General features: G+C 67.0%; 18 protein-coding genes. 2 read left to right on the forward strand and 16 right to left on the reverse strand.

Features of this window, described 5'->3' with window-relative positions:
- The first annotated feature begins 439 nt into the window (after positions 1-439).
- On the forward strand, positions 440-3,517 hold the full coding sequence (locus AC5P9F_RS06465) for a TonB-dependent receptor (protein ID WP_495231899.1): 3,078 nt from the start codon (positions 440-442) through the stop codon (positions 3,515-3,517).
- A 204-nt stretch (positions 3,518-3,721) separates the two neighbouring features.
- Positions 3,722-3,916 carry a heavy-metal-associated domain-containing protein gene (locus AC5P9F_RS06470; RefSeq protein ID WP_005409441.1) on the forward strand — a complete coding sequence of 65 codons (195 nt, stop codon included), beginning with the start codon at positions 3,722-3,724 and terminating at the stop codon, positions 3,914-3,916.
- A gap of 79 nt (positions 3,917-3,995) precedes the next feature.
- Here the strand turns inward: AC5P9F_RS06470 and cueR are convergent, their stop codons facing one another.
- The 16 genes from cueR to hisG all read right to left on the reverse strand — a co-directional run bounded on the left by cueR (position 3,996) and on the right by hisG (position 22,519).
- Positions 3,996-4,451 (reverse strand): Cu(I)-responsive transcriptional regulator, encoded by a 456-nt coding sequence (gene cueR, locus AC5P9F_RS06475; protein WP_043035085.1) that lies wholly within the window; start codon positions 4,449-4,451, stop codon positions 3,996-3,998.
- An 11-nt stretch (positions 4,452-4,462) separates the two neighbouring features.
- Positions 4,463-6,964, reverse strand: coding sequence for a heavy metal translocating P-type ATPase (locus AC5P9F_RS06480; RefSeq protein WP_164173547.1), 2,502 nt, complete (start codon positions 6,962-6,964; stop codon positions 4,463-4,465).
- Positions 6,965-7,137: 173 nt separating this feature from the next.
- Positions 7,138-10,095 (reverse strand): TonB-dependent receptor plug domain-containing protein, encoded by a 2,958-nt coding sequence (locus AC5P9F_RS06485; protein ID WP_060381152.1) that lies wholly within the window; start codon positions 10,093-10,095, stop codon positions 7,138-7,140.
- Between the two features lie 400 nt (positions 10,096-10,495).
- The gene (locus AC5P9F_RS06490) at positions 10,496-11,227 is read right to left on the reverse strand and encodes a copper homeostasis protein CutC (RefSeq protein ID WP_012480042.1); all 732 of its coding nucleotides are present in this window, start codon (positions 11,225-11,227) and stop codon (positions 10,496-10,498) included.
- Positions 11,224-12,222 carry a glycosylasparaginase gene (locus AC5P9F_RS06495; RefSeq protein ID WP_274850199.1) on the reverse strand — a complete coding sequence of 333 codons (999 nt, stop codon included), beginning with the start codon at positions 12,220-12,222 and terminating at the stop codon, positions 11,224-11,226. Before AC5P9F_RS06495 ends, AC5P9F_RS06490 begins: the two co-directional genes overlap by 4 nt.
- A 51-nt stretch (positions 12,223-12,273) precedes the next feature.
- On the reverse strand, positions 12,274-13,296 hold the full coding sequence (locus AC5P9F_RS06500; RefSeq protein WP_087803378.1) for a glucokinase family protein: 1,023 nt from the start codon (positions 13,294-13,296) through the stop codon (positions 12,274-12,276).
- An 84-nt stretch (positions 13,297-13,380) separates the two neighbouring features.
- Positions 13,381-13,665, reverse strand: a complete 285-nt coding sequence (locus AC5P9F_RS06505; RefSeq protein WP_012480039.1) for a hypothetical protein — start codon at positions 13,663-13,665, stop codon at positions 13,381-13,383.
- Between the two features lie 35 nt (positions 13,666-13,700).
- Entirely contained in the window at positions 13,701-15,290 is a 1,590-nt protein-coding gene (locus tag AC5P9F_RS06510) for a calcineurin-like phosphoesterase C-terminal domain-containing protein (protein ID WP_164173553.1), read from the reverse strand.
- A gap of 154 nt (positions 15,291-15,444) precedes the next feature.
- Complete coding sequence (gene hisIE / locus AC5P9F_RS06515; RefSeq protein WP_005409432.1) at positions 15,445-16,065, reverse strand: bifunctional phosphoribosyl-AMP cyclohydrolase/phosphoribosyl-ATP diphosphatase HisIE; 621 nt, start codon at positions 16,063-16,065, stop codon at positions 15,445-15,447.
- Positions 16,055-16,831 (reverse strand): imidazole glycerol phosphate synthase subunit HisF, encoded by a 777-nt coding sequence (hisF, locus tag AC5P9F_RS06520; RefSeq protein WP_005409431.1) that lies wholly within the window; start codon positions 16,829-16,831, stop codon positions 16,055-16,057. The genes hisIE and hisF overlap by 11 nt, the downstream gene beginning before the upstream one ends.
- A complete protein-coding gene (gene hisA, locus AC5P9F_RS06525; RefSeq protein WP_005409430.1) occupies positions 16,825-17,559 on the reverse strand; it encodes a 1-(5-phosphoribosyl)-5-[(5-phosphoribosylamino)methylideneamino]imidazole-4-carboxamide isomerase in 735 nt (244 codons plus the stop codon). Before hisA ends, hisF begins: the two co-directional genes overlap by 7 nt.
- On the reverse strand, positions 17,556-18,158 hold the full coding sequence (gene hisH / locus AC5P9F_RS06530) for an imidazole glycerol phosphate synthase subunit HisH (protein ID WP_164173555.1): 603 nt from the start codon (positions 18,156-18,158) through the stop codon (positions 17,556-17,558). The genes hisA and hisH overlap by 4 nt, the downstream gene beginning before the upstream one ends.
- Positions 18,155-19,228 (reverse strand): bifunctional histidinol-phosphatase/imidazoleglycerol-phosphate dehydratase HisB, encoded by a 1,074-nt coding sequence (hisB, locus tag AC5P9F_RS06535; protein ID WP_099497636.1) that lies wholly within the window; start codon positions 19,226-19,228, stop codon positions 18,155-18,157. The genes hisH and hisB overlap by 4 nt, the downstream gene beginning before the upstream one ends.
- The gene (hisC, locus tag AC5P9F_RS06540) at positions 19,225-20,319 is read right to left on the reverse strand and encodes a histidinol-phosphate transaminase (protein ID WP_099479038.1); all 1,095 of its coding nucleotides are present in this window, start codon (positions 20,317-20,319) and stop codon (positions 19,225-19,227) included. The genes hisB and hisC overlap by 4 nt, the downstream gene beginning before the upstream one ends.
- Entirely contained in the window at positions 20,316-21,611 is a 1,296-nt protein-coding gene (gene hisD / locus AC5P9F_RS06545) for a histidinol dehydrogenase (protein WP_099497635.1), read from the reverse strand. The genes hisC and hisD overlap by 4 nt, the downstream gene beginning before the upstream one ends.
- Positions 21,608-22,519: an ATP phosphoribosyltransferase gene (gene hisG, locus AC5P9F_RS06550; RefSeq protein WP_010482592.1), complete on the reverse strand. Its 912-nt coding sequence runs from the start codon at positions 22,517-22,519 to the stop codon at positions 21,608-21,610. The genes hisD and hisG overlap by 4 nt, the downstream gene beginning before the upstream one ends.
- Between the last annotated feature and the right edge of the window lie 5 nt (positions 22,520-22,524).

The following is a 22,524-nucleotide window of genomic DNA, read 5'->3' on the forward strand; positions in this document are numbered from 1 at the left end:
CCCCATGGACGGGTTTACGGCGTCCCCGCAATCCGACACCGCCCCGCCTAACCCACAGAAAACCGGAGCCGTTCTGGCTTTGGCTTTGGCCTTGGCGTCGAGCAGGTGCAGGGCGCAGCCCTCCCGACCCACCCTCCCCTGCGCACGAAAACGATTTCACTGGTTTCAGCAAACCGTCATCCCTTCGCCACGCCAGTACCATATTGCGGAGCAGCATGCGCCCACGGGCGACCCATGCTAAAAAACGCCCGCCCATCGCTTAGATCGATCCAAGACGACATTGCGATGGCCGGGAGTTGGGGGAGCGGCAACAGGACGTACCAGGCCACGCGTACGGTGCAACTGCCACTGCATGGCGATAGCGACAATGTCACTTCAAATTAGATCGATTCAAGTTGTCCGTGCCACGTCACCGGATCAATCCAGGAGAGAGGGAGAGATGGGAATGAAGCATTCAACACGTACGCATGGCCAGGACGCATTGTCGCTGGCCGTCGCGCTGGCCTTGGCTGCCGCCGTCATTCCGGCAGGCGCCGCCGCGCAGCAGGCCACGACCACCGGCTCGCAGGACGCCACGACTCTGGACAGCGTCCAGGTCACCGGCTACCGCTATGCCATCGAAAAGAGCCTGGAACAGAAGCGCGATGCCAACGCCGTGGTCGAAGTGATCACCGCCGACGACGTAGGCAAGTTCCCCGACAAGAACGTGGCCGACGCACTGCAGCGCGTGCCCGGCGTGGTCATCACCCGCAGCGGTGGTGAAGGCAAGAGTGTCAGCGTGCGCGGCCTTGCGCCGGACCTGACCCTGACCCAGTTGAATGGCAACTACGTGGCCACGTCGGAAACCAACGACGAAGCCACCCGTTCGTTCAACTACACCCTGCTGCCGTCGAACATGCTGTCCAGCGCCGAGCTGTTCAAGTCGCCGGAAGCACGCATCGACGAAGGCGGCATCGGCGGCACGGTCATCCTGCACACCCGCCGTCCGCTGGACATGGAGTCCAACTCGGGCTTCGTCACGCTCGAGGGCACCTCCTCCGATACCCACCACGATATCGACCCGCAGGCCTCGGCCCTGTATTCGTGGCACAGCAAAGATGAGCGTTTCGGCGTGCTGGTCGGCGTGACGCAGCAGAAGCGCACGACCCGTACCATGGAAGCCAGCACCGAGGACTACCAGTGGTACGGCGCCGGCAAGGCACGCGACGCCTATGGCAACGTGCAGCAGCAGGATGGCATCCACTACTGGTGGGGCAAGTCCGGCTTCAACAACCAGACCGGCGGCAACTACAGCGATTTCTTCATGCCGACCTCGGTCAACTTCGCCGTGAAGGAAGAAAAGCGCGAGCGCAAGGGCGGCCAGCTGACCTTCCAGTTCAAGCCGGTCGACAACGTCACGATGACCGCCAACTACTTCCGCTTCGAGCTGCAGGGTGACTACACCCAGAACATGCTGAAGATTCCGGAATGGAGCATGGCCCGCTTCAACGGCGATGGAAACTGGGCCGGCGGCCGCCTGCTCAACGGCCTGGATTTCGACCCCAGCGGCAACACCGTCACCGGTGCCCAGTTCGAAAAGCTGGCCGGAAAGACCTACTACTGCAGCGAAGACCAGGCCAAGGCCGCCGGCCTCAAGCCCGGCGGCTGGGGCCCGGACGACTGCACGATTCCGACACCGCAGCTGACCGGTGGCTACAGCAAGGAAAAGGCGCTGTCGCAGACCGCCGACCTGACCATCGACTGGGACATCAGCCCGCTGTGGAAGGCCTCGTTCACCGGTGGCCGCACCTGGTCTGAAGGTGGTCCGTCGATGAACTTCCGCATGTCGGCCAAGCCGCGCCGCAAGGTCGGCAACGACTACCTGTCCGGTAACCAGTACAGCGCATGGGACCTGACCGGCACGCCGTCTGCCACCTTCTCGCCCGACCTGCAGCAGCAGCTGATGAACGGCATCGCCGAAGTCGACACCGGCTCGACCGATTCGTCGTGGAAGCGCACCGAGGTCAAGCAGAACTACTTCCAGGCCGACGTGACCAAGCTGTTCGAGTCCGGTTGGCTGGATTCGATCCAGTTCGGTGCCAAGTACCGTGATGGCAAGGTCCACCGCAACACCGGCAACACCTACTGGGTATGCCCGGGCCGTGACCCGGCCGACTATGACAACAGCCGCTACCAGAGTGGCTGCGATCCGACTGCCGGCGATGCGCAGCCCGGCTTCTTCCTGTCGAACCCGATCAGCAACATTGCCGGTGGCTTCAATGCCAACGTGTTCCCGGGCATCAACTACCCGGCGTACATCGACTATCTGAACAAGACCTACGGTGGTTCGCACAACCGTACCGAGGAAGACTTCGTCTACAACGTCAACGAGAAGATCTACTCCAGCTACTTCCAGGCCAACTTCCGCACCGAGCGCCTGCGCGGCAATGTCGGCGTGCGTGTGGTGCGCACCAAGCAGTTCGCGCAGTCTTCCGACTCGATCGAGAAGTTCAACGACTACTTCCTGGACAACGCGTCCGGCGCGCCGATGGCGTGCACCGATCCCGCCGCTGCGGCCTACCCGACCTACAGCTGCGAGAGCGGCTTCGTGCGCCTGCCGCATGACCTGGCGCAGAGCAAGACCTACAGCCTGATCGGCGTGGACCGCACCTACACCGACGTGCTGCCGAGTTTCAACATTGCATGGGACATCACCGACACGCTGGTGCTGCGTGGTGCCGCATCGAAGGTGATCGCCCGCCCTGGCTACACCGATATCGCAGCACCGGGCGCGCTGAGCTACTACAGCGAGGAGTACGTCAATGATCGCCGCGTTGCCGGTGGCGCATCGACCGCAGGCTGGGTCGGCCAGGGCAGCAACAAGCAGCTGGAGCCGTTCAAGGCCACCCAGTTCGACCTGGGCCTGGAGTGGTACTTCCAGCCGGGCGCGGTCGCCGGCGTCAGCCTGTTCCGCAAGAACGTGGACAACTTCACCCTGCCGGTGGTGCGCGACACGCCCATGGTCATCAACGGTGAAGCGGTGAACGTGCAGCGCTACGAGACCCAGGCCAATGGCCGCGATGGTGTGTCGCAGGGCGTCGAGCTGTATGGCCAGTACACCTTCGATTTCGGCTTCGGCGTGCAGGCCAACTACACCTACAACGACACCAACCTGGCTTCCATTGTTCTGGACGGGCAGGAAATCGGCTCCTCGCCGCTGGTCGGCAGCGCCAAGAACCAGGCCAACGTGACGGTCTTCTACGAGAACGAGAAGTTCCTCGCGCGCGCCTCGTTCAACCGTCGCGGCCAGGTGGTCGGTGGGCTCAACAATGGCCTCACCGTCTACACCGAGCCGTATGACCAGCTGGACCTGAACGTTGCCTACAACCTGACCCCGGACTGGACCCTGACCGCCTCGGTGATCAATGCCACCAAGTCCGAGCAGCGCGTGCACCTGGGAAGCGACACCAAGTCACGCCTGATCTCCAATACCTATGCAGGCCGCCAGCTGTACTTCGGCGCTACCTGGAAGTTCTAAGGCAACACCGGGTTGCCCGGGCGTGCCCCGGTGCAACCCACGCCCCGCCCTGGCGGGGACGTTCCTCCACGGCAGCCGCGCTGGTACAGGTGGCTGCCGTTTTTTTCTGTCGGCGCCTTGCCTTTCGTTCAGCCCGGCGCTTGACCCTGCCATCGTTGGAAGGTGCACACTGACTCCACCCCAAGAGCACCGAAGGAGCTACAGATGGAATTCCATGTCGATGGCATGACCTGCGGCGGCTGCGCGCGCAGCGTGACCCGTGCGATCCAGCAGATCGATCCCAACGCCAGCGTGGTCGCCGACCCGCCGACCGGCCTGGTCAAGGTGCAGACCACCGCATCGCAGGAAGACGTCTTCGCCGCAGTGAACGACGCCGGCTTCCCGCCGCGTACTGCCTGATCCCCTGCCCCGTCTCACACAGGAAAGCCCGCCCGGTGCCGCTGCACCCGGCGGGCTTTTTCATGCATGCGATATCGAGTCAATGCTTGTGCGTACGGCGCCGCACCGCACCGGTCTTGGCGGTATCGACCGGTACCGGCGTCTCATCGTCCTCACCCAGCCGCTGCAGGATCGGGCACTCCGGGCGCTCGTCGCCCGCGCAGCAATTGATCAGCGACTTCAGCGTGTCGGCCATCTGCCGCATGTGCTCGATGCGCTGTTCCAGATCGACGATGTGCTGCTCGGCCAGATGCTTGACGTCGGCGCTGTGCCGCGAGGTGTCATTCCAGAGGCCCAGAAGATCAGTGATCTCGGCCACCTGGAAGCCGAGATCGCGCGCGCGGCGAATGAAGCGCAGACGGTGGATGTCCGCCTGCGAATACGCCCGGTAGCCCGACTCGGTTCTATCAGCTGCGGGAATCAGGCCGATCTGTTCGTAGTAGCGGATCATCTTCGCCGACACGCTGGAGGCCTTGGCAGCTTCACCGATGTTCATGCGGATCTCCTTCAATGGGTCGCTGCGGCGGCATCCGCCATCGGTGGCTGGAAACGGCGCAGGCGCAGCGCGTTGCCCAGTACGAACACGCTGGACAGTGCCATTGCACCGGCCGCGAACACCGGTGACAGCAGCACGCCCCAGACCGGGTACAGCACGCCGGCGGCCACCGGAATCAACCCGGTGTTGTAGGCGAAGGCCCAGAACAGGTTCTGCCGGATGTTGCCCAGCGTCGCCTTCGACAGCGCGATGGCATTCGGCACCCCCTGCAGGTTGCCCGACATCAGCACCACATCGGCCGATTCCACTGCGATATCCGTGCCGGTCCCGATGGCCAGGCCGACATCGGCTTCAGCCAGTGCCGGCGCATCGTTGATGCCGTCGCCGACGAAGGCGACATGGCCATGCGTGGCCTTCAAACGGCGCACCGCCTCGACCTTGCCTTCCGGCAGCACCTCGGCCACCACTTCGTCGATGCCGAGCTGGCGCGCGATCGCCTGCGCGGTACCAGCGTTGTCACCGGTGATCATCGCCACCTTCAGGCCAAGCTGATGCAGTGCCGCGATTGCGGCCGGCGTGCTCGGCTTGATCGGATCGGATACCGCGATGATTGCGGCCAGGCGGCCGTCGATGGCGGCATACAGCGGCGACTTGCCCTGGGTGCCCAGCTCTGCCGCCAGCGTCGCGAACAAAGCGATGTCCACGCCCAGGTCGCGCATGAAGCGATCGGCACCGACCTCCACCCGCGCACCATCAACGTTGGCACGCACGCCCATGCCGGTGACCGATGCGAAATCGACCATCGACGGCAGCGCGATGCCCTGCTCGGTGGCTGCATCGACGATGGCGCGGGCAATCGGATGCTCCGAGCGCGACTCCACCGCCGCCACCGCCGCCAGCACCGTGCCGTGATCAAAACCGCTGGCGATCTCCAGATCGGTCAAGCGCGGGCGGCCCTCGGTCAGCGTACCGGTCTTGTCCACCGCCACCACCTGCGCGTCCTTCAGCAGCTGCAGCGCCTCGCCCTTGCGGAACAGCACGCCCATTTCGGCGCCACGGCCGGTCCCGACCATGATCGAGGTCGGCGTCGCCAACCCCATCGCGCACGGGCAGGCAATGATCAGCACCGCCACCGCATTGACCAGCGCGAAGCTCAGCGCCGGTGACGGGCCGAAGATCAACCAGACCAGGAAGGTCGCCAGCGCGGCCAGCATCACCGCCGGCACGAACCACAGCGTGACCTTGTCGACCACCGCCTGGATCGGCAGCTTCGAGCCCTGCGCCTGTTCGACCATGCGGATGATCTGCGCCAGCATGGTCTGCGCGCCCACCGCCGTGGCACGTACCGTCAGTGCGCCCTTCTGGTTGACCGTACCGCCCACTACGCTGCTGCCCGGCTGCTTCTGGACCGGGATCGGCTCGCCGCTGATCATCGATTCGTCGATGTAGCTGCGGCCTTCAACCACCTCGCCATCGACCGGCACGCGCTCGCCCGGCCGCACTTCCACCATGTCGCCGCTCTGCACTTCATTGACCGGGATGTCGACGGTGCGGCCGTCACGGATCACATGGGCGACCTTGGCCTGCAGGTTGACCAGACGCTTGATCACTTCGGAGGTACGGCCCTTGGCGCGGGCCTCGAGGAAGCGGCCGAGCAGGATCAGCGCGACGATGACTGCTGCCGCTTCGTAGTAGACGTTCACCGTGCCCGGCGGCAGCAGCCGCGGCGCAAAAGTCGCCACCACCGAGTAGCCAAACGCCGCGGCGGTGCCCACCGCTACCAGTGAATTCATGTCCGGCGCCAGCCGCAGCAGTGCCGGGAACCCCTTCTGGTAGAAACGGCGGCCGGGAATGGCCAGCACCAGCAGGGTCAGTACGAACTGCAGGTACCAGCTGGCCTGCATGCCGATGGTGGCCATCACCCATTCGTGCATGCCGGGAATCAGGTGCGAGCCCATCTCCAGCACGAACACCGGCAGCGCCAGCGCGGTCGCCACGATCAGGTCGCGCTTCAGTTCGGCGCGCTCGGCATCCTTCTTTTCAGCGGCTTCATCATCGGACTGCACACCGGCCTCGATCGGGCGGGCAGCGTAGCCGACCTTGTCGATGGCCGCAACCAAGGCGGCCGTATCAGTCACGCCGCGCACGGTCGCACGCTCCGTGGCCAGGTTCACGCTGGCCTGGCTCACGCCTGGCACCGCCAGCAGCGCGCGCTCCACGCGGCCCACGCAGGAGGCGCAGGTCATGCCTTCCACGGCCAGTTCAACGGTGGCGGGGGGCACGTCGTAGCCCACCCGCTCCACCGCCTGGATCAACGCGGCCCGATCGACCGGACCGGACGGGCGGATATCCGCGCGCTCGGTGGCCAGATTGACCGAAACACTGCCCACGCCTTCGACCCTGGACAGCGCCGCCTCGACCCGGCCGACACAGCTGGCGCAGGTCATGCCCTCGATGGGCAGGCTGATGGTGGAGGGGCTGGCGGGGACGGCAGCGGTGCGCGGCGTGCTCATGATCGGATTCCCGGGATTCCTTCTGGATGCGGACAGGCTAAACCTTGCCATCGTGGGAAGGTCAAATCCAGCCACCCCGGGGTTCATGCTGGGGTTCATCCACGCATGGCGTGGAACTGCTGAGCGGACGGAGGCGCCAGGCGGATCAGGCCCGGCGCCCCCTGCGGGTCTGCTCAGAAGGTGAACACGTACTCCAACGCGAACTCGCGGCCGACCGCGCCAAGCAGGCGGGTCGGGGCGAAGTCGTAATCCAGCTTGTACGGGTCCTTGTGGTTCCAGCTGGCAGAGTTGAAGGCGTTGTTGACGTACACGTTTACCTTCGCGTGTTCGGTCACCTGGTAGCCCACGTTGAAGTTCCAGGTGATGAACGGCCCCACTCGACCGTAGTAGCGCGCCGTCTGCTGCCCGGCATTGGGGTTCGGGTTCGGCGAGCCGTCCGGACGTGTCGCCGGCTCCAGGCAGTTCAGCGACGGGCTGTCGCTGGGCACGTAGCCGTCGGCGAACGGCAGGCAGCCGCCGGGGTTGTCCAGGCGGTCGGTGCCCCAGTGGTAGCGCACGCCCGGCACCGAGCCCACGCGGTCGGCATAGACATTGGCATTCCAGTTGCCGCGCTGCCAGGCCAGGCTCGCGCGCAGCTTGCTGCGCAGGTCGCGGTCGCGGCGTTCCGGATTCGGGTCGTTGGCGTAGCGCTGTTCCTTGGTCGAGATCTGGTTGGTGTAGTTCAGGCCCAGCTGGAAGCTGCCCCACTGCGCGGTTTCCAGGCGATAGCGTGCGGTCAGGTCGACACCACGCACTTCGCGGCTGGCCAGGTTGAACGGGCCGCGCTCGATCGACACCAGGCGGCCGCTGCTGTCACGGTTCACGCGGGCCAGGATGCCGGCGCAGTATTCGCCACCGGCCGGATTGGCCCATGGCGTGCCATCGATGTTCTTGCCGGTCAGGCAGCCGGCCTCGCTGGCCAGCACCTCATCGGCGCCGACGTCGACGATCATGTCTTCCAGTTTGATCGCCCAGTAGTCGGCACTGACCGACAGGTTCGGCATCACGTCCCAGACGAAACCGACCGTCCACGAATCACCGGTTTCCGAGCGCAGCAGCGGCGTGCCACGCCGGTTCACGTCGAAGGTGTACCAGACATCGGTGTTGCCCACGCCGCAGTTGTTGACCAGGTACGCGCCACTCTGGATGCAGCGCAGGCGGTCATAGGTCTGCACTTCGGAGCTGCTCGGCTGGCCCAGCAGGTAATGCATGTCCGGCGCATGGAAGCTGGTGGCATAGGAGCCACGCACCAGCAACGATTCAACCGGGCGCCATTCCAGGCCGACGTTCCAGGTGGTTTCCTTCTGGCTGCCGATGTCCAGTGCTTCGCTGCTGTCGTCGGCCTTGTAGTTGCCATAGCGGTCATAGCGCGCGGCCGCAGTGGCGGTCACGCTGTCCAGCAGCGGAATCTTGAATTCGACGCCGGCCGAATAGCGGGTGCGCTCGCCGCCACCGCGATCGACGTTCTGCAGGTCGAAGTCGATGCCTGCGCGTGGGTCGGGGCTGAGGTGATAACCCTGCTGCGCGACTTCAGCCACCGCGGCGAACGAGATCGGGCCGGCCCAGCCCTGGAACAGTTCGCCGGTGATATCCGCCGAGGCCTGGTTGACCCAGGACGCCGCACGGTTCTTCGCCACCGTACCCATCTGCCAGTACTGGTCCGGCGTCAGCGGATTCCACCAGCGCGATTCGTTCAAGGCGTAGATCGCCTCGCCATCGGCCGTGGTGCCCAGCTTCGGGCCGAGGAAGTAGTTGTACGACTTCTGCTTGTCGACCACGTTCTGCCGTTCTTCCACGCGGTAGTACGAGCGCCCCACCGTGGCGCTCCAGTCGAAGCGGTCGGCGAGGCGGCCACGCAGGCCGGCGCTCCAGTCCCAGGACAGTTCGCGGTTGGTGTTGCGCAACGTATCCAGCCCGCCAACCTCATTCGGGGTGAACTGGCGCACGCCAAGAATCGGACGGTTGCGGTTGGCGTCCCAGTAGTAGCCGTTGTCATCGTCGATCAGCGACACGCCGGGCGGATTGGTGCCCCAGATCGCTTCGGAACGGTAGACCGCCAGATTGGTCCAGGCCTGCAGGTCGTTGCTGAAATCGAAGGTGGCATACAGGTTGCCGGACACGTTCTCGGCACCGCCGGTGAGCAGCCAGTTGGCGTAGTCGGCGCTCATGCCGCACAGGCGGCCGGTGTTGGTGATGGTGTTGGCGGCGTAGTTGTAGACCAGTCGATCGGCGGTGTAGTACTCACTGCCGAACTTCTCGCAGGTGCCGGTGGGCGGCGCCAGGCGCTGGCCCGTGGTCGGATCGATCAACGCCAGTCCGGCGGTAGGACGGAAGCCGACCTTGCGTTGTTCCATGTTCCAGGACGGGTACGGCGCATCATCGGCATCGTCCATCTGCGGGCGGTCACGGCCGAACAACGGATCGCGCTTGGTGTACTGCAACGCGTAGGTCACGCTCCAGTTGTCACCGGTCTTGCCGCCGGCCCAGGACAGGTCCCAGGTGTCGCGCCCACCCTCGGTGGAGGTGCCGCCACGCACGCGCACCTCGTCGCCGTCGTAGTTGGTCTTCAGGATGACGTTGACCACGCCGGCGATCGCATCCGACCCATAGATGGCCGAGGCGCCACCGGTCAGCACTTCGATGCGTTCGACTGCGGCAGCGGGAATGTTGCCGTAGTTGGAGAAGTTGGTTTCGCCGCCATAGGGCAGCGGGTAGTCGGCCACGCGACGTCCGTTGACCAGCAGCAGCGAGCGGTTCGGGCCCATCCCGCGCAGGTTCAGGCCACTGGCATTGGGCGTGTGCGAGCCCCACTGCGAGGCGGCTTCAACAGTGCCGGTCGCTTCGGTGAGGGTCTTCAGCGCGTCGTACACGCTGACGAAGCCTTCCTTCTGGATCTGCGCGGCGGTGATCACGTTGACCGGTGCCGGGCCTTCGACGCTGGCGCGCTTGATGCGCGAGCCGGTGACGGTGACCGCGTCGAGATCCTTGGTGGATGAACTGGCGGCCTCCTGCGCGCTGGCAGCCAGGGGCAACAGGGCCAGGACCAGGGCCTGGGACAGCAGGTGACGACGCTTGCGGACGATCTGAGCCATGGGTGGTTGCTCTTCGAAAGTGTGGACGCACGGACGGGTGGTGGCGCGGCACTACAGCTGATCCGGGCACCTGGATCGGTTCAAGACCGTCCCGACGCCCTCCCCTGTGGATCGATCCAAACTAAAGCACAGCTGAACCACGCCGGGCATGCGGCGACGCAGCAATGCCCGGTGCAATGCCGCTATCGGCCGCAGGAATCAAGAACAATCAAAGGGTTGCGAAACATCGCTGAGAGAACAGCGCACACGTCAATGACATGATCGCGACAATCGCGCGCGGAACGGATTTGTCCGGCGCAAGCCAGCGTCCGGGGTCGGATCCCCTCGCAGAGGGCTCTGACCCGATTGCGTCGGGTGGGGTCAGAGCCCTTCTGCGAAGGGATCCGACCCCGGGCAGCTCTCAGCCGTCCAGCGCCTGTCGCAGCGCGGCCACGGTCGCGGTGGCGGTCTGGCTCCAGTCCGGGTCCAGCCCACGCAGGTCCGGGTTCTGGAACTGCATGGCCGAGCGCCGCAGGCCTTTGGCCGAGGCGTGCAGTTCGGTGCAGCCGCTGCGTCGTGCGACGGCGGCGACATTGGCCGGGCCCAGCCCGGCGCCGGCCATCACCGTGATACGTCCCGCCGCCTGGGTGACCAGGCCCGCCAGCACATCGGCACCGGCCTCGGCACTGACCTGGCCGCCCGAGGTCAGCACGCGCTGGCAACCCAGTTCGATCACCTGTTCCAGTGCCGCCGGCAGATCGCGGGCGGCATCGAAGGCGCGATGGAAGGTCACCTGCAGCGGCCCGGCAGCCTGCACCAGTTCACGGCACAGCGCCACGTCGATGCCGCCCTGCACATCCAGCGCACCGATCACCACGCCATCGCAGCCGAGCGCGCGGCACTGCGCGATGTCACGCAGCATCAGTTCGGTTTCCAGCGCGTCGTAGTGGAAGTCGCCCGGGCGTGGTCGCACCAGCACGAACAGCGGAATCGACAGGCGTTCGCGGGCAAGCGCGATGGTGGCGAACGACGGCGTGGTGCCACCCTCGGCCAGGTTGTCGAACAGCTCGATGCGGTCGGCGCCGCCGGCCTGGGCGGCCAGCGCCGAGGCCAGCGAGTTACTGGCAACCTCCAGGGTCAGCCGCGTGCTCACGCCTGGGTGCTCGTGTAGATCGACGGCGAGTCGCGCAGGTCATCCTGGCGCTGCCCATCGCACACGGCGTAGACGAAGCCGCGATGCAACGCGTAGGCGCCCACCTCGCCCTGCTTGTTCATGGCCAGGAAGCACACCTGCAGCGTTCTGCTAGCTTCCGGGCGCTTGCGCACCACGCGGTCGATGGCTTCGCGGCAGGCCTGTGCCGGCGTGCGCCCCTGGCGCATCAGCTCGACCACCAGGAACGAGGCAGCGTTGCGGATCATCTCTTCACCCACGCCCGAGGCGGTGGCCGCGCCCACTTCGTTGTCGACATACAGGCCAGCACCGATGATCGGGCTGTCGCCGACCCGGCCGTGCAGCTTCCAGGCCATGCCGCTGGTGGTGCAGGCACCGGCAAGGTGGCCCTCGGCATCCAGCGCCAGCATGCCAATGGTGTCGTGGTTGTCGCTGTTGCCGGGAATACCACGGCGCTCGGCGTTGATCTGCGGCTGATACTTCTCCGTCTTCAGCCACTCGCGCCAGGCCGCTTCGGCCTGCGGCGTCAGCAGGTGCTTGCGCTCGAAACCCTGCTGCATCGCGAACTGCTGCGCGCCCTCGCCCACCAGCAGCACGTGTGGGCTGTTCTCCATCACTTTGCGGGCCACCGACACCGGATGCAGGATGTCGACCAGCGCGGCCACGGCGCCACAACGGCCATCGCCATCCATGATGCTCGCGTCCAGGCTTAGCACGCCGTCGCGATCCGGGTTGCCACAATGGCCGACGGTGGGGTTGCAGAGCTCGCTCTCGGCCCAGCGTGCGCCTGCTTCCACCGCATCCAGCGCGCTGCCGCCCTGCGCCAGTACCTTCCACGCGGCCTGGTTGGCCGGTACGCCGAAGTCCCAGGTCGAAACCACCTTGGCCCCACCCTGCGTGCGCGCCTGCACGCCCGGCAAAGCCGCCATGCCTGCAGCCAGTGCACCGGCCTGCAGGAACTGCCTGCGATCCACCATCTTCCCCTCCCAGTCTGCAATGCACGGCCGGCCCGATGCCGACCCTGCCGATCAGTCGTGCGTGGGCTGCCGTGCGGCGTGCCAGACCGCTGCGCCGAGCACGCCCAACTGGCCGTGCTCCACGCGCCATACCGGCACCTGGCGCAGCACCTCGGTCAGCACGCCCTTGTTGAGGAAGCGCTCACGGAAGCGGCCATCGGCCAGGAAATCCTGCACATGCGCGGAAATACCTCCGGCGAGGTACACCGAGCGCGCACCGACGGCGATCGCTGCGTCGCCGGCCAGGCTGCCCAGCCACGCACAGAACACCTGCAGCGTTTCCACGGCCAGCGCATCCTCGCCGCTGCGTGCGGCGCCGATCAGTGCCTCGGTGCTGGTCCACACCGGGGTGACGCCGCGCAGTTCGCACAGGCACGGATACAGGTTCATCAGGCCGCTGCCGGACAGCACGCGTTCGTTGTCCACGTGCGCCCAACGCTGCAGCAGCTTGCCCAGCACCTGCAGTTCCAGCGCGTTGCCGGCGCCAAGCGCGGCATGGCCGATCTCGCTGGCCAGCACCGGGCGCTCGCCGTCGGCAAAGCGCAGTGCGGCGCCCAGGCCGGTACCGGCACCCAGCACCAGCGCCGGGAATGCCTGCGCCGGATCAGCATCGCCGTTCAGCGGCACCAGCGTGTCCGGCTGCAGATAAGGGATGGCCAGCGCCACCGCCTCGAAATCGTTGATCAGCTGCAACTCGTGCAGCCCGGACTGCGCGCGGGTGGTCGACAGCAAGACCGTCCACGGCAGGTTGGAATTGATCAGCACATCGCCATCAAGCAGTCCGGCGATGGCCACCACCGCGGTCTGCACCGGCTGGCCAAGGCCTGCGGTGAAATCGGCCAGGATTGCCGCCAGGCTGGGATGCTCGGCGCAGGCGTAGGTGCGATGGCTGCCCAGCAGCGGCGCCTGGCCGCGTTGGGTTTCAGCCAGCGCAAGGCGGGCGAAGGTGCCGCCGACATCGGCAACGACCAGGCGGCGTGGAAGACCGCCGCGGGCGGAGTCGGAGGAAACCGGGGACGCTGCTGCGATGGTCACGCTGGCCTGCTTGGATCGATTGAATCGCCCCGATTCTCAGGCATCGGGGCGGCTTTGCCTAGCGCGCCGATGGTTCAGGTTGGCCTACATGCCTTCCTGTTCGGCCACCTGCACACCATCCACCAGCACTCGCAGCCGCTGCGGGCGGAAGCCGGCGAACAGCAGCGGCCGGGTGCGCTCGACCAGCACTTCATGGCCGGCGATGTGGCGCAGCCACGACTGTACCAGCGAGAACGAGAAGTGGGTGCCCGGATGCAGCGGGTGCTGCACCCAGACCGTCTCGGTGGCGCTCTGCAACTGCATCGCGCCGGTGAACCAGTGGCGGCTGAGGGTCACCGGCGTGGTGCCGGCCATGAAGCGGATATCCATGCGGGGTCCTTTCGCTGGAGCGGTGGTGTGCGGGGTCAGGGCTGGGCAGTCTGCAGGCTGTAGCTGGTGCTGGCGGTGAACACCGCGCCGTCGGGCTGGGTGGAGCGCACCTCGACCTTGTGGCTGCCCACGGCCAGATCGGTCGGCAGCGCGCCACGCCACAGGTGCGGCGATGCGGTGGCCTCCGGCGAGCGGTCGTAGCCACGCAAGTTGTCTGCAAGATCGTCGGCCACGTTCTCCACCATCAGGCGCGGATCGGGTTGGCTGACCTGCTTCATCGGCTGCCAGGCGCCTCCATCGACGCGGTACTCGACCACGCTGGCATCCTCACCCATGTAGACGTTGGCATAGATGCCCCAGGCCGGGTAGGCGCCCCGGCGCAGCACCTTCGGCGCATGCAGGCCGATCTGCTCGCTGGCCGGTTTTCCCGCCACGCGGTACTGCAGTCTGTAGCTGCCATTGCCGGCCACGTCGAGCAACGCATAGCCCTTCGGCGTGCCATCGCTCATGGTGCTGTCCGGCACGCCGGCGGCATTCTTCACGCCTGACCAGAACGCACCGCAGTTGGCACCGACGTTGTATTCGTGCAGCGGCTTGTCGCCGTTCCAGCCCTCGGCCTTGCCATGGTAGACGTGCTGCTGGGTGTGGCTGTGGCCGCTGAGCACCAGCACGTTGCGGAAGTCCTTCAGCAGGTCGAACAGGCGCTGGCGGTCGGCATGGCGGAAGGTCTCGCGCCCCGGCGCCGCGTCGAACAGCGGGATGTGCATGCCCAGCACCAGCAGGCGATCCTTGTGCAGGCCCTTCAGGTAGCTGGTGAGGAAGGCGAACTGGTCTTCGCGCAGGCCGCCGATGTACTTCGGCTTGGCCTTGGGGTCGTACACCACGTCGTCCAGGAACACGAAACTGGCGCCGCCCTCTTCCACCGCGTAGGTGTCCGGACCGTAGATGTTGCGCCAGCTGTCCAGCGAGTGTTCGTCGCTGGCCGCATCGAAGTCGAGATCGTGGTTGCCCGGCACGTGGAACCACGGTACGCCAAGTCCGGTGGTGACCTTGTTGATCGCCGGATACAGGGTCAGGTCGTCGTTGACGATGTCACCCAGGGTGGTGCCCATGCGCGCCTTGGTCTGTCCCACCAATGGCGCGACGATCGACTGCTGGTAGTAGCCGATATCCTTCAGGCTGGCGGTCTGCGAATCGGTGAACACCAGCATCTGGAAGCCGCGCCGACTGTCATGGCGATCCGACTGCAGGGCGAAATCCCAGTTGCGGGTGACGTCGCTGGTCGCGGCGATGCCGCCGTACTTCAACGCCGGCGAACCGTTCGGGCGATAGTGCCGCCAGAACGAAGGCAGGCCGTCGGCCGCTTTCGGGAAGGAATACGCATCGGGCTTGATCACGAACACGGTCTGGCCATCACGCACCGGCAGGCTGTAGCTGCCGTCTGCAGCCGTCTTGACGATGGCCTCGCCGTTGGAGACCTGCACGCCGGCCAGGCCCGGATCGGTCGCACCGCGGCCGGGTTTGCCGTCGCGCTCCAGATAGACCTTGCCGGTGACCACGGTGTCCGCGGCCCAGGCCGGCGAGGTCAGCAACAGGCAGCACAGCCAGGCGGCAGGCAGTTTCATGGGCGGTCCGGGTAAAGAAAGACCGCCTATTGTAGATTCCGTTGATGACATCGCGCACGCGATGACGCATGCCGGTAGTGCCGGCCGCTGGCCGGCAGCCTCATGAACGTCGGGCATCCGGGGCTTGCCGGCCAGCGGCTGGCACTACCACACGTCAACGATGGCGTTTTTCCAGCACCGCGCGCGCATCATCCAGCGACAGCCCGCGCGCGCGCAGCAGCACCAGCAGGTGGTACAGCAGGTCCGAGGCCTCGCCCAGCAACGCCTCATCATCCTGCGCCACCGCCGCCAGGGCGGTCTCCACGCCCTCCTCGCCCACCTTCTGTGCGATACGGCGGATGCCGCCCTCGAACAGGCTGGTGGTGTAGCTGCCCGGCGGGCGTTGCGCCTCACGCATCGCCACCAGCTGGCCCAGCCCGCCCAGGAAATCCTTCGGCGCCTGGTCGAAGCAGCTCTCTGCACCGGTGTGGCAGGTTGGCCCCGCCGGCCGTGCCATCACCAGCAAAGTATCGGCATCGCAGTCGACGCTGATCGACTGCACCACCAGCACGTTGCCGGACTGCTCGCCCTTGGTCCACAACCGTTGCTTGCTGCGGCTGAAGAAGGTCATGTGGCCGATGGCCAGCGTGGCCGCCAGCGATTCGGCGCTGACATAACCGAGCATCAGTACCTGCAGGGTATCGGCATCCTGAACCACCGCCGGCAGCAGGCCGTCACCCTTGGCCCAGTCCAGCGCCTGCAATGCGTCCAACGACGGCCTGACTTCAATAGACATCCCGCACCTCGATCTGCTGTCCGCGCAGGTAGCGCTTCAATTCTGGAATGGCGATGGCGCCGCTGTGGAACACGCTGGCGGCCAGCGCGCCGTCGACGTCGGCCTGGTCGAAGGCTTCGGCGAAGTGCTCCATCGCACCGGCACCGCCCGAGGCGATCAACGGTACCTGGCACAGTGCCCGCGCCTGTTGCAGCTGCACGACATCGTAGCCACGGCGCACGCCATCGCTGTCCATGCAGTTCAGTACGATCTCGCCCGCGCCACGCCGTTGTGCTTCGACGATCCAGTCCAGGGTGCGCAGCGGCACCGCCTGGGTCTTGTCCGGATCGCCGCTGAAACGACGCACCCGCCATTGCCCGTCGGCCTCGCGCACCGAATCGACGCCCACCACCACGCACTGCACGCCGAACTCGTCCGCCAGCTCGGTGATCAGCTCCGGGCGCCCCAGCGCCGGCGAGTTGATCGACACCTTGTCGGCACCGGCAAACAGCACGCGGCGCGCGGTTTCCACACTGTCGATGCCACCGGCCACGCAGAACGGAATGTCGATCAAGCGTGCGATGCGCTCGATCCACGCCACGTCGACCGAACGCGCCTCGGGGCTGGCGCCGATGTCATAGAACACCAGCTCGTCCGCCCCCTGGTCGCGATAGCGCTGCGCCAACTCGGCGATGTCGCCCATGTCGACGTGGTCGCGGAAGCGCACGCCCTTGACCACGCGGCCATCGCGCACGTCCAGGCAGGGAATGATGCGGCGGCTCAACATGCCAGTGCCTCCGCCAGGTCCATGCGCTGCTCCAGCAGTGCCTTGCCGAGAATCGCACCGCCGCAGCCGGCGGCACGCGCCTCGGCCACATCGGTCACGTCACGGATGCCACCGGAGGCCTGCACGGCCACGCCCGGCAGCAGCGCCGACAGGTGCTGGTAGAGGCTGATGTTGGGCCCGGCCAGCATGCCGTCCCGAGCGATATCGGTGCACAGCAGGTGGCGCATGCCGGCGCGCGCGTAGCGCTGAGCCAGCTCATCCAGGGTCACCCCGGCATTCTCGGTCCAGCCGTGCACCGGCAGCTGCCACTGCCCCTGTGCGTCCTGGCGCGCGTCCAGCGCAATCGTGATGCGCTCGGCGCCGAATTCCTCCAGCCAGCCGACCACTTCATCGGGGCGACGCACCGCCAGCGAGCCGACCACCACGCGACCGGCGCCGGCATCGAGGATGCGCGCCACATCGTCGCGGCCGCGCACGCCGCCGCCGGTCTGCACCTGCAGCGATGTCTGCGCGCGGATCGACGACAGCAGCGGCGCCAGCGTGTAGCCACCGGCGCGCGCAGCGTCCAGATCGACCAGATGCATCCACTGCGCACCCTGCGCGGCGAAGGCCTGCGCGCGTGGCAACGGATCGTCGCCATACGAGGTTTCCTGCGCGTAGTCGCCCTGGCGCAGCCGCACCACGCGGCCGTCGCGGATATCCAGCGCGGGGTAGACGATGAAACTCATGCAGCAGTGCCCTCGAGAAAATTGCGCAGCATCAGCGAGCCGGTCTCGCCGGAGCGCTCGGGGTGGAACTGTGCGCCGTAGTAGCGCCCCTGCTCCACCACGGCAGTGAACAGGCCGCCGTGGTCGCAGGCAGCGACGGTGTGGGTATTGAGGGGGGCCGCGTAGCTGTGCACGAAGTAGGCGCAGGCACGCTCCGGCACGCCGCGCAGCAGCAGCGATTCGCGCAGCGGCAGCAGGCGGTTCCAGCCCATGTGCGGCACGCGGATGCCGCAGGCCGGCACCAGCTTGCGCACCACGCCGGGAATCAGGCCCAGTGTCTCCACACCCGCCTCCTCGGAGCGTTCGAACAGCAGCTGCATGCCCAGGCAGATTCCCATCAGCGGCACCTCCAGTCGCCGCAGCGGTTCCACCAGGCCCTGCGCGTGCAGGCGCTGCATGCCGGGACCGGCGGCGCCGACGCCGGGCAGGATCACCCGCTGCGCACCGACCAGACCGTCCGCATCGCGCACCAGCCGCACAGTCGCACCCAGGCGCTCCAGTGCGTAGCGCACCGAACCCAGGTTGGCGCCGCCGGCGTCGATCAGCGCAACGTCGCTCACAGCGCCCCCTTGGTGGAAGGCAGCGCCGTGCCCTGGCGGGCCAATGCCGGGCGCAATGCGCGCGCCAGCGCCTTGAAGCAGGCCTCCACCTTGTGGTGATCGTTGTCGCCGCGTACCTGCAGGTTGAGGTTCAGGCCGCTGGCATCGCACAGCGAGCGGAAGAAGTGCGGTACCAGCTCGGTCGGCATATCGCCCACGCGCTCGCGCTTGAACTCGCCCTCGAACACGAAGTACGGGCGGCCACTGAAGTCCAACGCAGCGCTGGCCAGCGTCTCATCCATCGGCAGCGTGAAACCGTAGCGGCCGATGCCGCGCTTGTCGCCCAGCGCCTCGCGCAGCGCCTGGCCCAGGGCCAGCCCGGTGTCTTCGATGGTGTGGTGCTCATCGATGTGCAGGTCGCCCTCGGCCTGGATGTCCAGCGCGAAGCCGCCATGCTTGCCGATCTGCTCCAGCATGTGGTCGAAGAACGGCAATCCGGTGGAGATGCGTGCATCAGCGGCACGGTCCAGGTCCAGTTCCACGCGGATCTTCGTTTCTTTCGTATCGCGCTGGACCACGGCGGTGCGCGGTGCGTCGGCCAGCGCGTGGGCAATGCCCGGCCAGTCCCACTGACCACCGAACTGCGCGGTGCGCAGCTGGAAACCGCGGATGTTGAGGTTGTCGGCAAACTGCAGGTCGGTGATGCGATCGCCGACCATGCCCGAACGCGCCCAGTCGATGCTGCGGTCCTGCAGATAAGCCGTCATCAGTCCGATGCCCGGCTTGCGGGTCGGCGCATTGTCGTGCGGCCAGCTGCAGTCGATCAGCACGTCACGGAAGGTGATGCCCTGGCTCTCGAAGATCTGCAGCATCAGGTCGTTCGGGCCATCGAAGCTGGCACGCGGGTAGCTGTCGCTGCCGAGGCCATCCTGGTTGGTGACGATCACGAACTGGTAGCCGGCATCCCGCAGTTTCAGCAGCGCCGGGATCACCTGCGGCACGAAGCGCAGCTTCTCGTAGGCATCGATCTGGAAGTCGGCCGGCTCCTCGATGAGGGTGCCGTCGCGGTCGATGAACAGGATCGGGGTCATGCTGCGGCCCTCCGCGCCGACAGGGCCGCGAGCACGCGGTCATTCTCTTCCGGGCTGCCGATACTGATGCGAAGCGCATCGCCCAGCTGCGGCGCGGCGCGCTGGTCGCGCACCACCACCCCTGCAGCAAGCAGCGTATCGAACGCCGCCTGCGCATCGGCGAAGCGGACCAGCAGGTAGTTGCCGGACGAGGCGTACACCCGGCGTACACCGGGCAGGCTGGCCAGTGCCGTTCGCAGGCGTTCGCGCTCGGCGATGACCGTGGCCACGCGCTCGGCGGTGCGTGCCAGCGCGGCCGGCTGCAGGGCCTGCACGGCCAGTTCCGCGCACGGGGTCGGCACCGGATACGGCGCCTGGCAGCGGCGCAGCACGGCAATCAGCTCTGGGACCGCGATCAGCGTTCCAATGCGCGCGGCCGCGAGTGCGTGTGCTTTCGACAGCGTGCGCAGCACCGCCAGGTTGGCGTGCGCGGCCAGCAACGTGGTCGCCGACGGACGCTGCGCGTACTCGACATAGGCCTCGTCCACCACCACCAGTGCCTGCCCGCGCAACGCAACCGCCACCCGTTCGAGCTCGTCCAGGGCGATATCACTGCCGGCCGGGTTCGACGGTGCGCACAGGAACACCAGCTTGGCATTGCGCGCCCTGGCGGTGTCGATCACCGCATCCAGATCGGCGCGCAGGCCATCCTCGCTGTCCACCAGCGGCACTTCAATCAATGCGGCGCCCTGCAGGCGTGCGCAGACGGCGTACATGCCGAACACCGGCGGCGTGACCAGTACGCCATCGCGGCCCGGCACGCACAGGGCACGCACCAGCAGATCAATGGCTTCGTCGCTGCCGCGACCGATCAGCAGCTGCTGTGGCGTCACGCCGTACAGCGCCGCCAGTCCCTCGCGCAATGCCAACGGCTGCGGTTCGGGATAGCGCCGGCTGCTGCCCGCGGCATCAGCGGGATTGGCCCAGGCCGATTCATTGGCGTTCAACCAGACCTCGCCCTGCACCGCCGCACTGCGCGCCGAGCTGTAGCCGGCGAAGGCCTGCAGATCCGGGCGAACCAGTGCCAGCACATCATCGATAGCCGCGTTCATGCTGCCACCTCCATGCGCACTGCGACCGCACGTTCATGTGCATCCAGGCCTTCGGCACTGGCGATGATGCGCGCGCAGCCGCCAATCGCTGCCAGGCCGGCGGCGCTGGCGCTCTGCACGCTGATCAGGTTCTGGAAGCTGGCCACACTGACACCACTGTAGGCACGTGCGGCACCCGCGGTGGGCAGCACGTGGTTGGTGCCGCTGCAGTAGTCGCCCAGTGCCTCGGGGGTGTAATCCCCCAGGAACACCGAGCCGGCCGCCTGCACCTTGTCCAGCCACGCACGCGGATCACGCAATGCCAGGATCAGGTGCTCCGGTGCATAGCGGTTGCTGATCGCGAAGGCTTCGTCCAACGAGTCGACCTGGATCAGCCGCGAGGCCGACAGCGCCTGGCGTGCGATCTGCTGGCGCGGCAGCAAGGCCACCTGGCGCTCGACTTCAGCCTCGACCGCCGCCAGCATCGCGGTATCGTCGGTCAGCAGCAGCACCTGCGAATCCGGGCCGTGCTCGGCCTGCGACAGCAGGTCGGCTGCAACGAACGCCGGGTTTGCACCTGCATCGGCAATCACCAGCACTTCGGAGGGACCGGCCGGCATGTCGATGGCGGCGGCGCCGTCCTGTGCGACCTGCTGCTTGGCTTCGGTGACGAAGCTGTTGCCCGGCCCGAACAGCTTGTCACAGGCCGGAATGCTGGCCGTGCCGTAAGCCATCGCAGCGATGGCCTGGGCGCCGCCCAGCTTGAACACGCGCTGCACGCCGGTCAGGCGTGCGGCCACCAGCACCGCCGGATCCGCGCTGCCATCGGCACGCGGCGGCGTGCACAGCACCACCTGCGGGCAGCCGGCCAGCTGCGCTGGCACACCCAGCATCAGCGCGGTGGACGGCAGCGGTGCGCTACCGGCCGGTACGTACAGGCCCACCCGGCCGATCGGGCGCAGCATGCGTTCGCAGACCACGCCCGGGGCGGTTTCCACCACGTATCCCTGGCCCATGCCGGCGGCGTGGAAGCGCGCGATGCGTTCGTCAGCTTCCACCATGGCCTGGCGCAACTCAGCCGGCACCGCAGCTTCCGCCGCGGCAAACTCGGCTTCGCTCACTTCAAAGGACGACAGCTCGACACCATCGAAGCGTGCGGTGATCGCGCGCAGCGCGTCGTCGCCCTGTGTGCGCACCTGTGCAATCAGCGTCGCCACCGCGTCGCGGGTCTGCTGCGCCACGGTCTGCACCGGGCGGGTCAGCGCCGCGCTGCGCGCGGTCTCATCAAGTCGGGACCAGATCAGACGGTTCATGCCAGCGACCGCTCCACGCTCAGTACCATCAAGCCCTGCGCGCCGGCGCGCTCGAGTTCCTCCATGCGCTGCCAGCTCAGCGGGCCCGGGCACATGGTCTGCAGGCGCAGTGCGCCGCCGTCGGCCGGCAGCCGCACCAGCGGCTCGGCATCGGCCAGCAGCTGCGCCAGCGCGTCGACGCGATCCTCGCTGGCGCGGAACATCAACAGCTTGCGATCCTGGCGCTGCACCACGCCGTCGAGGCGGCGCAGCAGCATCGCGCGCAGCGACGCACGTGCGTCATCCGGCACGCGCACCGCACCGGCCAGCACCGCCTCGCTGTCGAGCAGGTTGTGCACCGGGGTCAACTGGTTGGCGCGCAGCGTGGCGCCACTGGAGACCAGGTCGCAGATCAGGTCGGCGGTACCCAGGCGCGGGGCGATTTCCACCGACCCGGACAGCTCGACCACCTGTGCGTCCACGCCCTGTTCGGCCAGCCATTGCTTGAGGATGGCCGGGTAGCTGGTGGCGATGCGGGTACCGGCCAGCTGCGCCGGTCCCTGCCACTGCCACTCCTCGGGTACCGCCAGCATCAGCCGGCACTGGCCAAAGCCCAGTCCGCGCAGTGCCTGGTAGGCATCCGGCAGGCCGATCTGGCGACGTGCCGCAGCCTGCTCGTCCAGCTCGTTGCGGCCGACGATGCCGAGGTCGCAGACGCCGTCGGCGATCAGGCCGGGGATGTCGTCGTCGCGCACCAGCAGCAGGTCCACCGGCAGCGATTCGCCGTAGCAGAACAGCTTGTCGCGGCTCTCGCGCCAGCTCAGGCCGCAGGCGCTGAGCAGGTTGCGCGCGGGTTCGGCCAGCCGGCCACTCTTCTGGATGGCGATACGCAGCCGGTCTCGTGCCGGCGCTGCCTGGGTTGCACTCATGGGGG

The sequence above is a fragment of the Stenotrophomonas sp. YJH_SMC_4 genome (assembly GCF_059371575.1).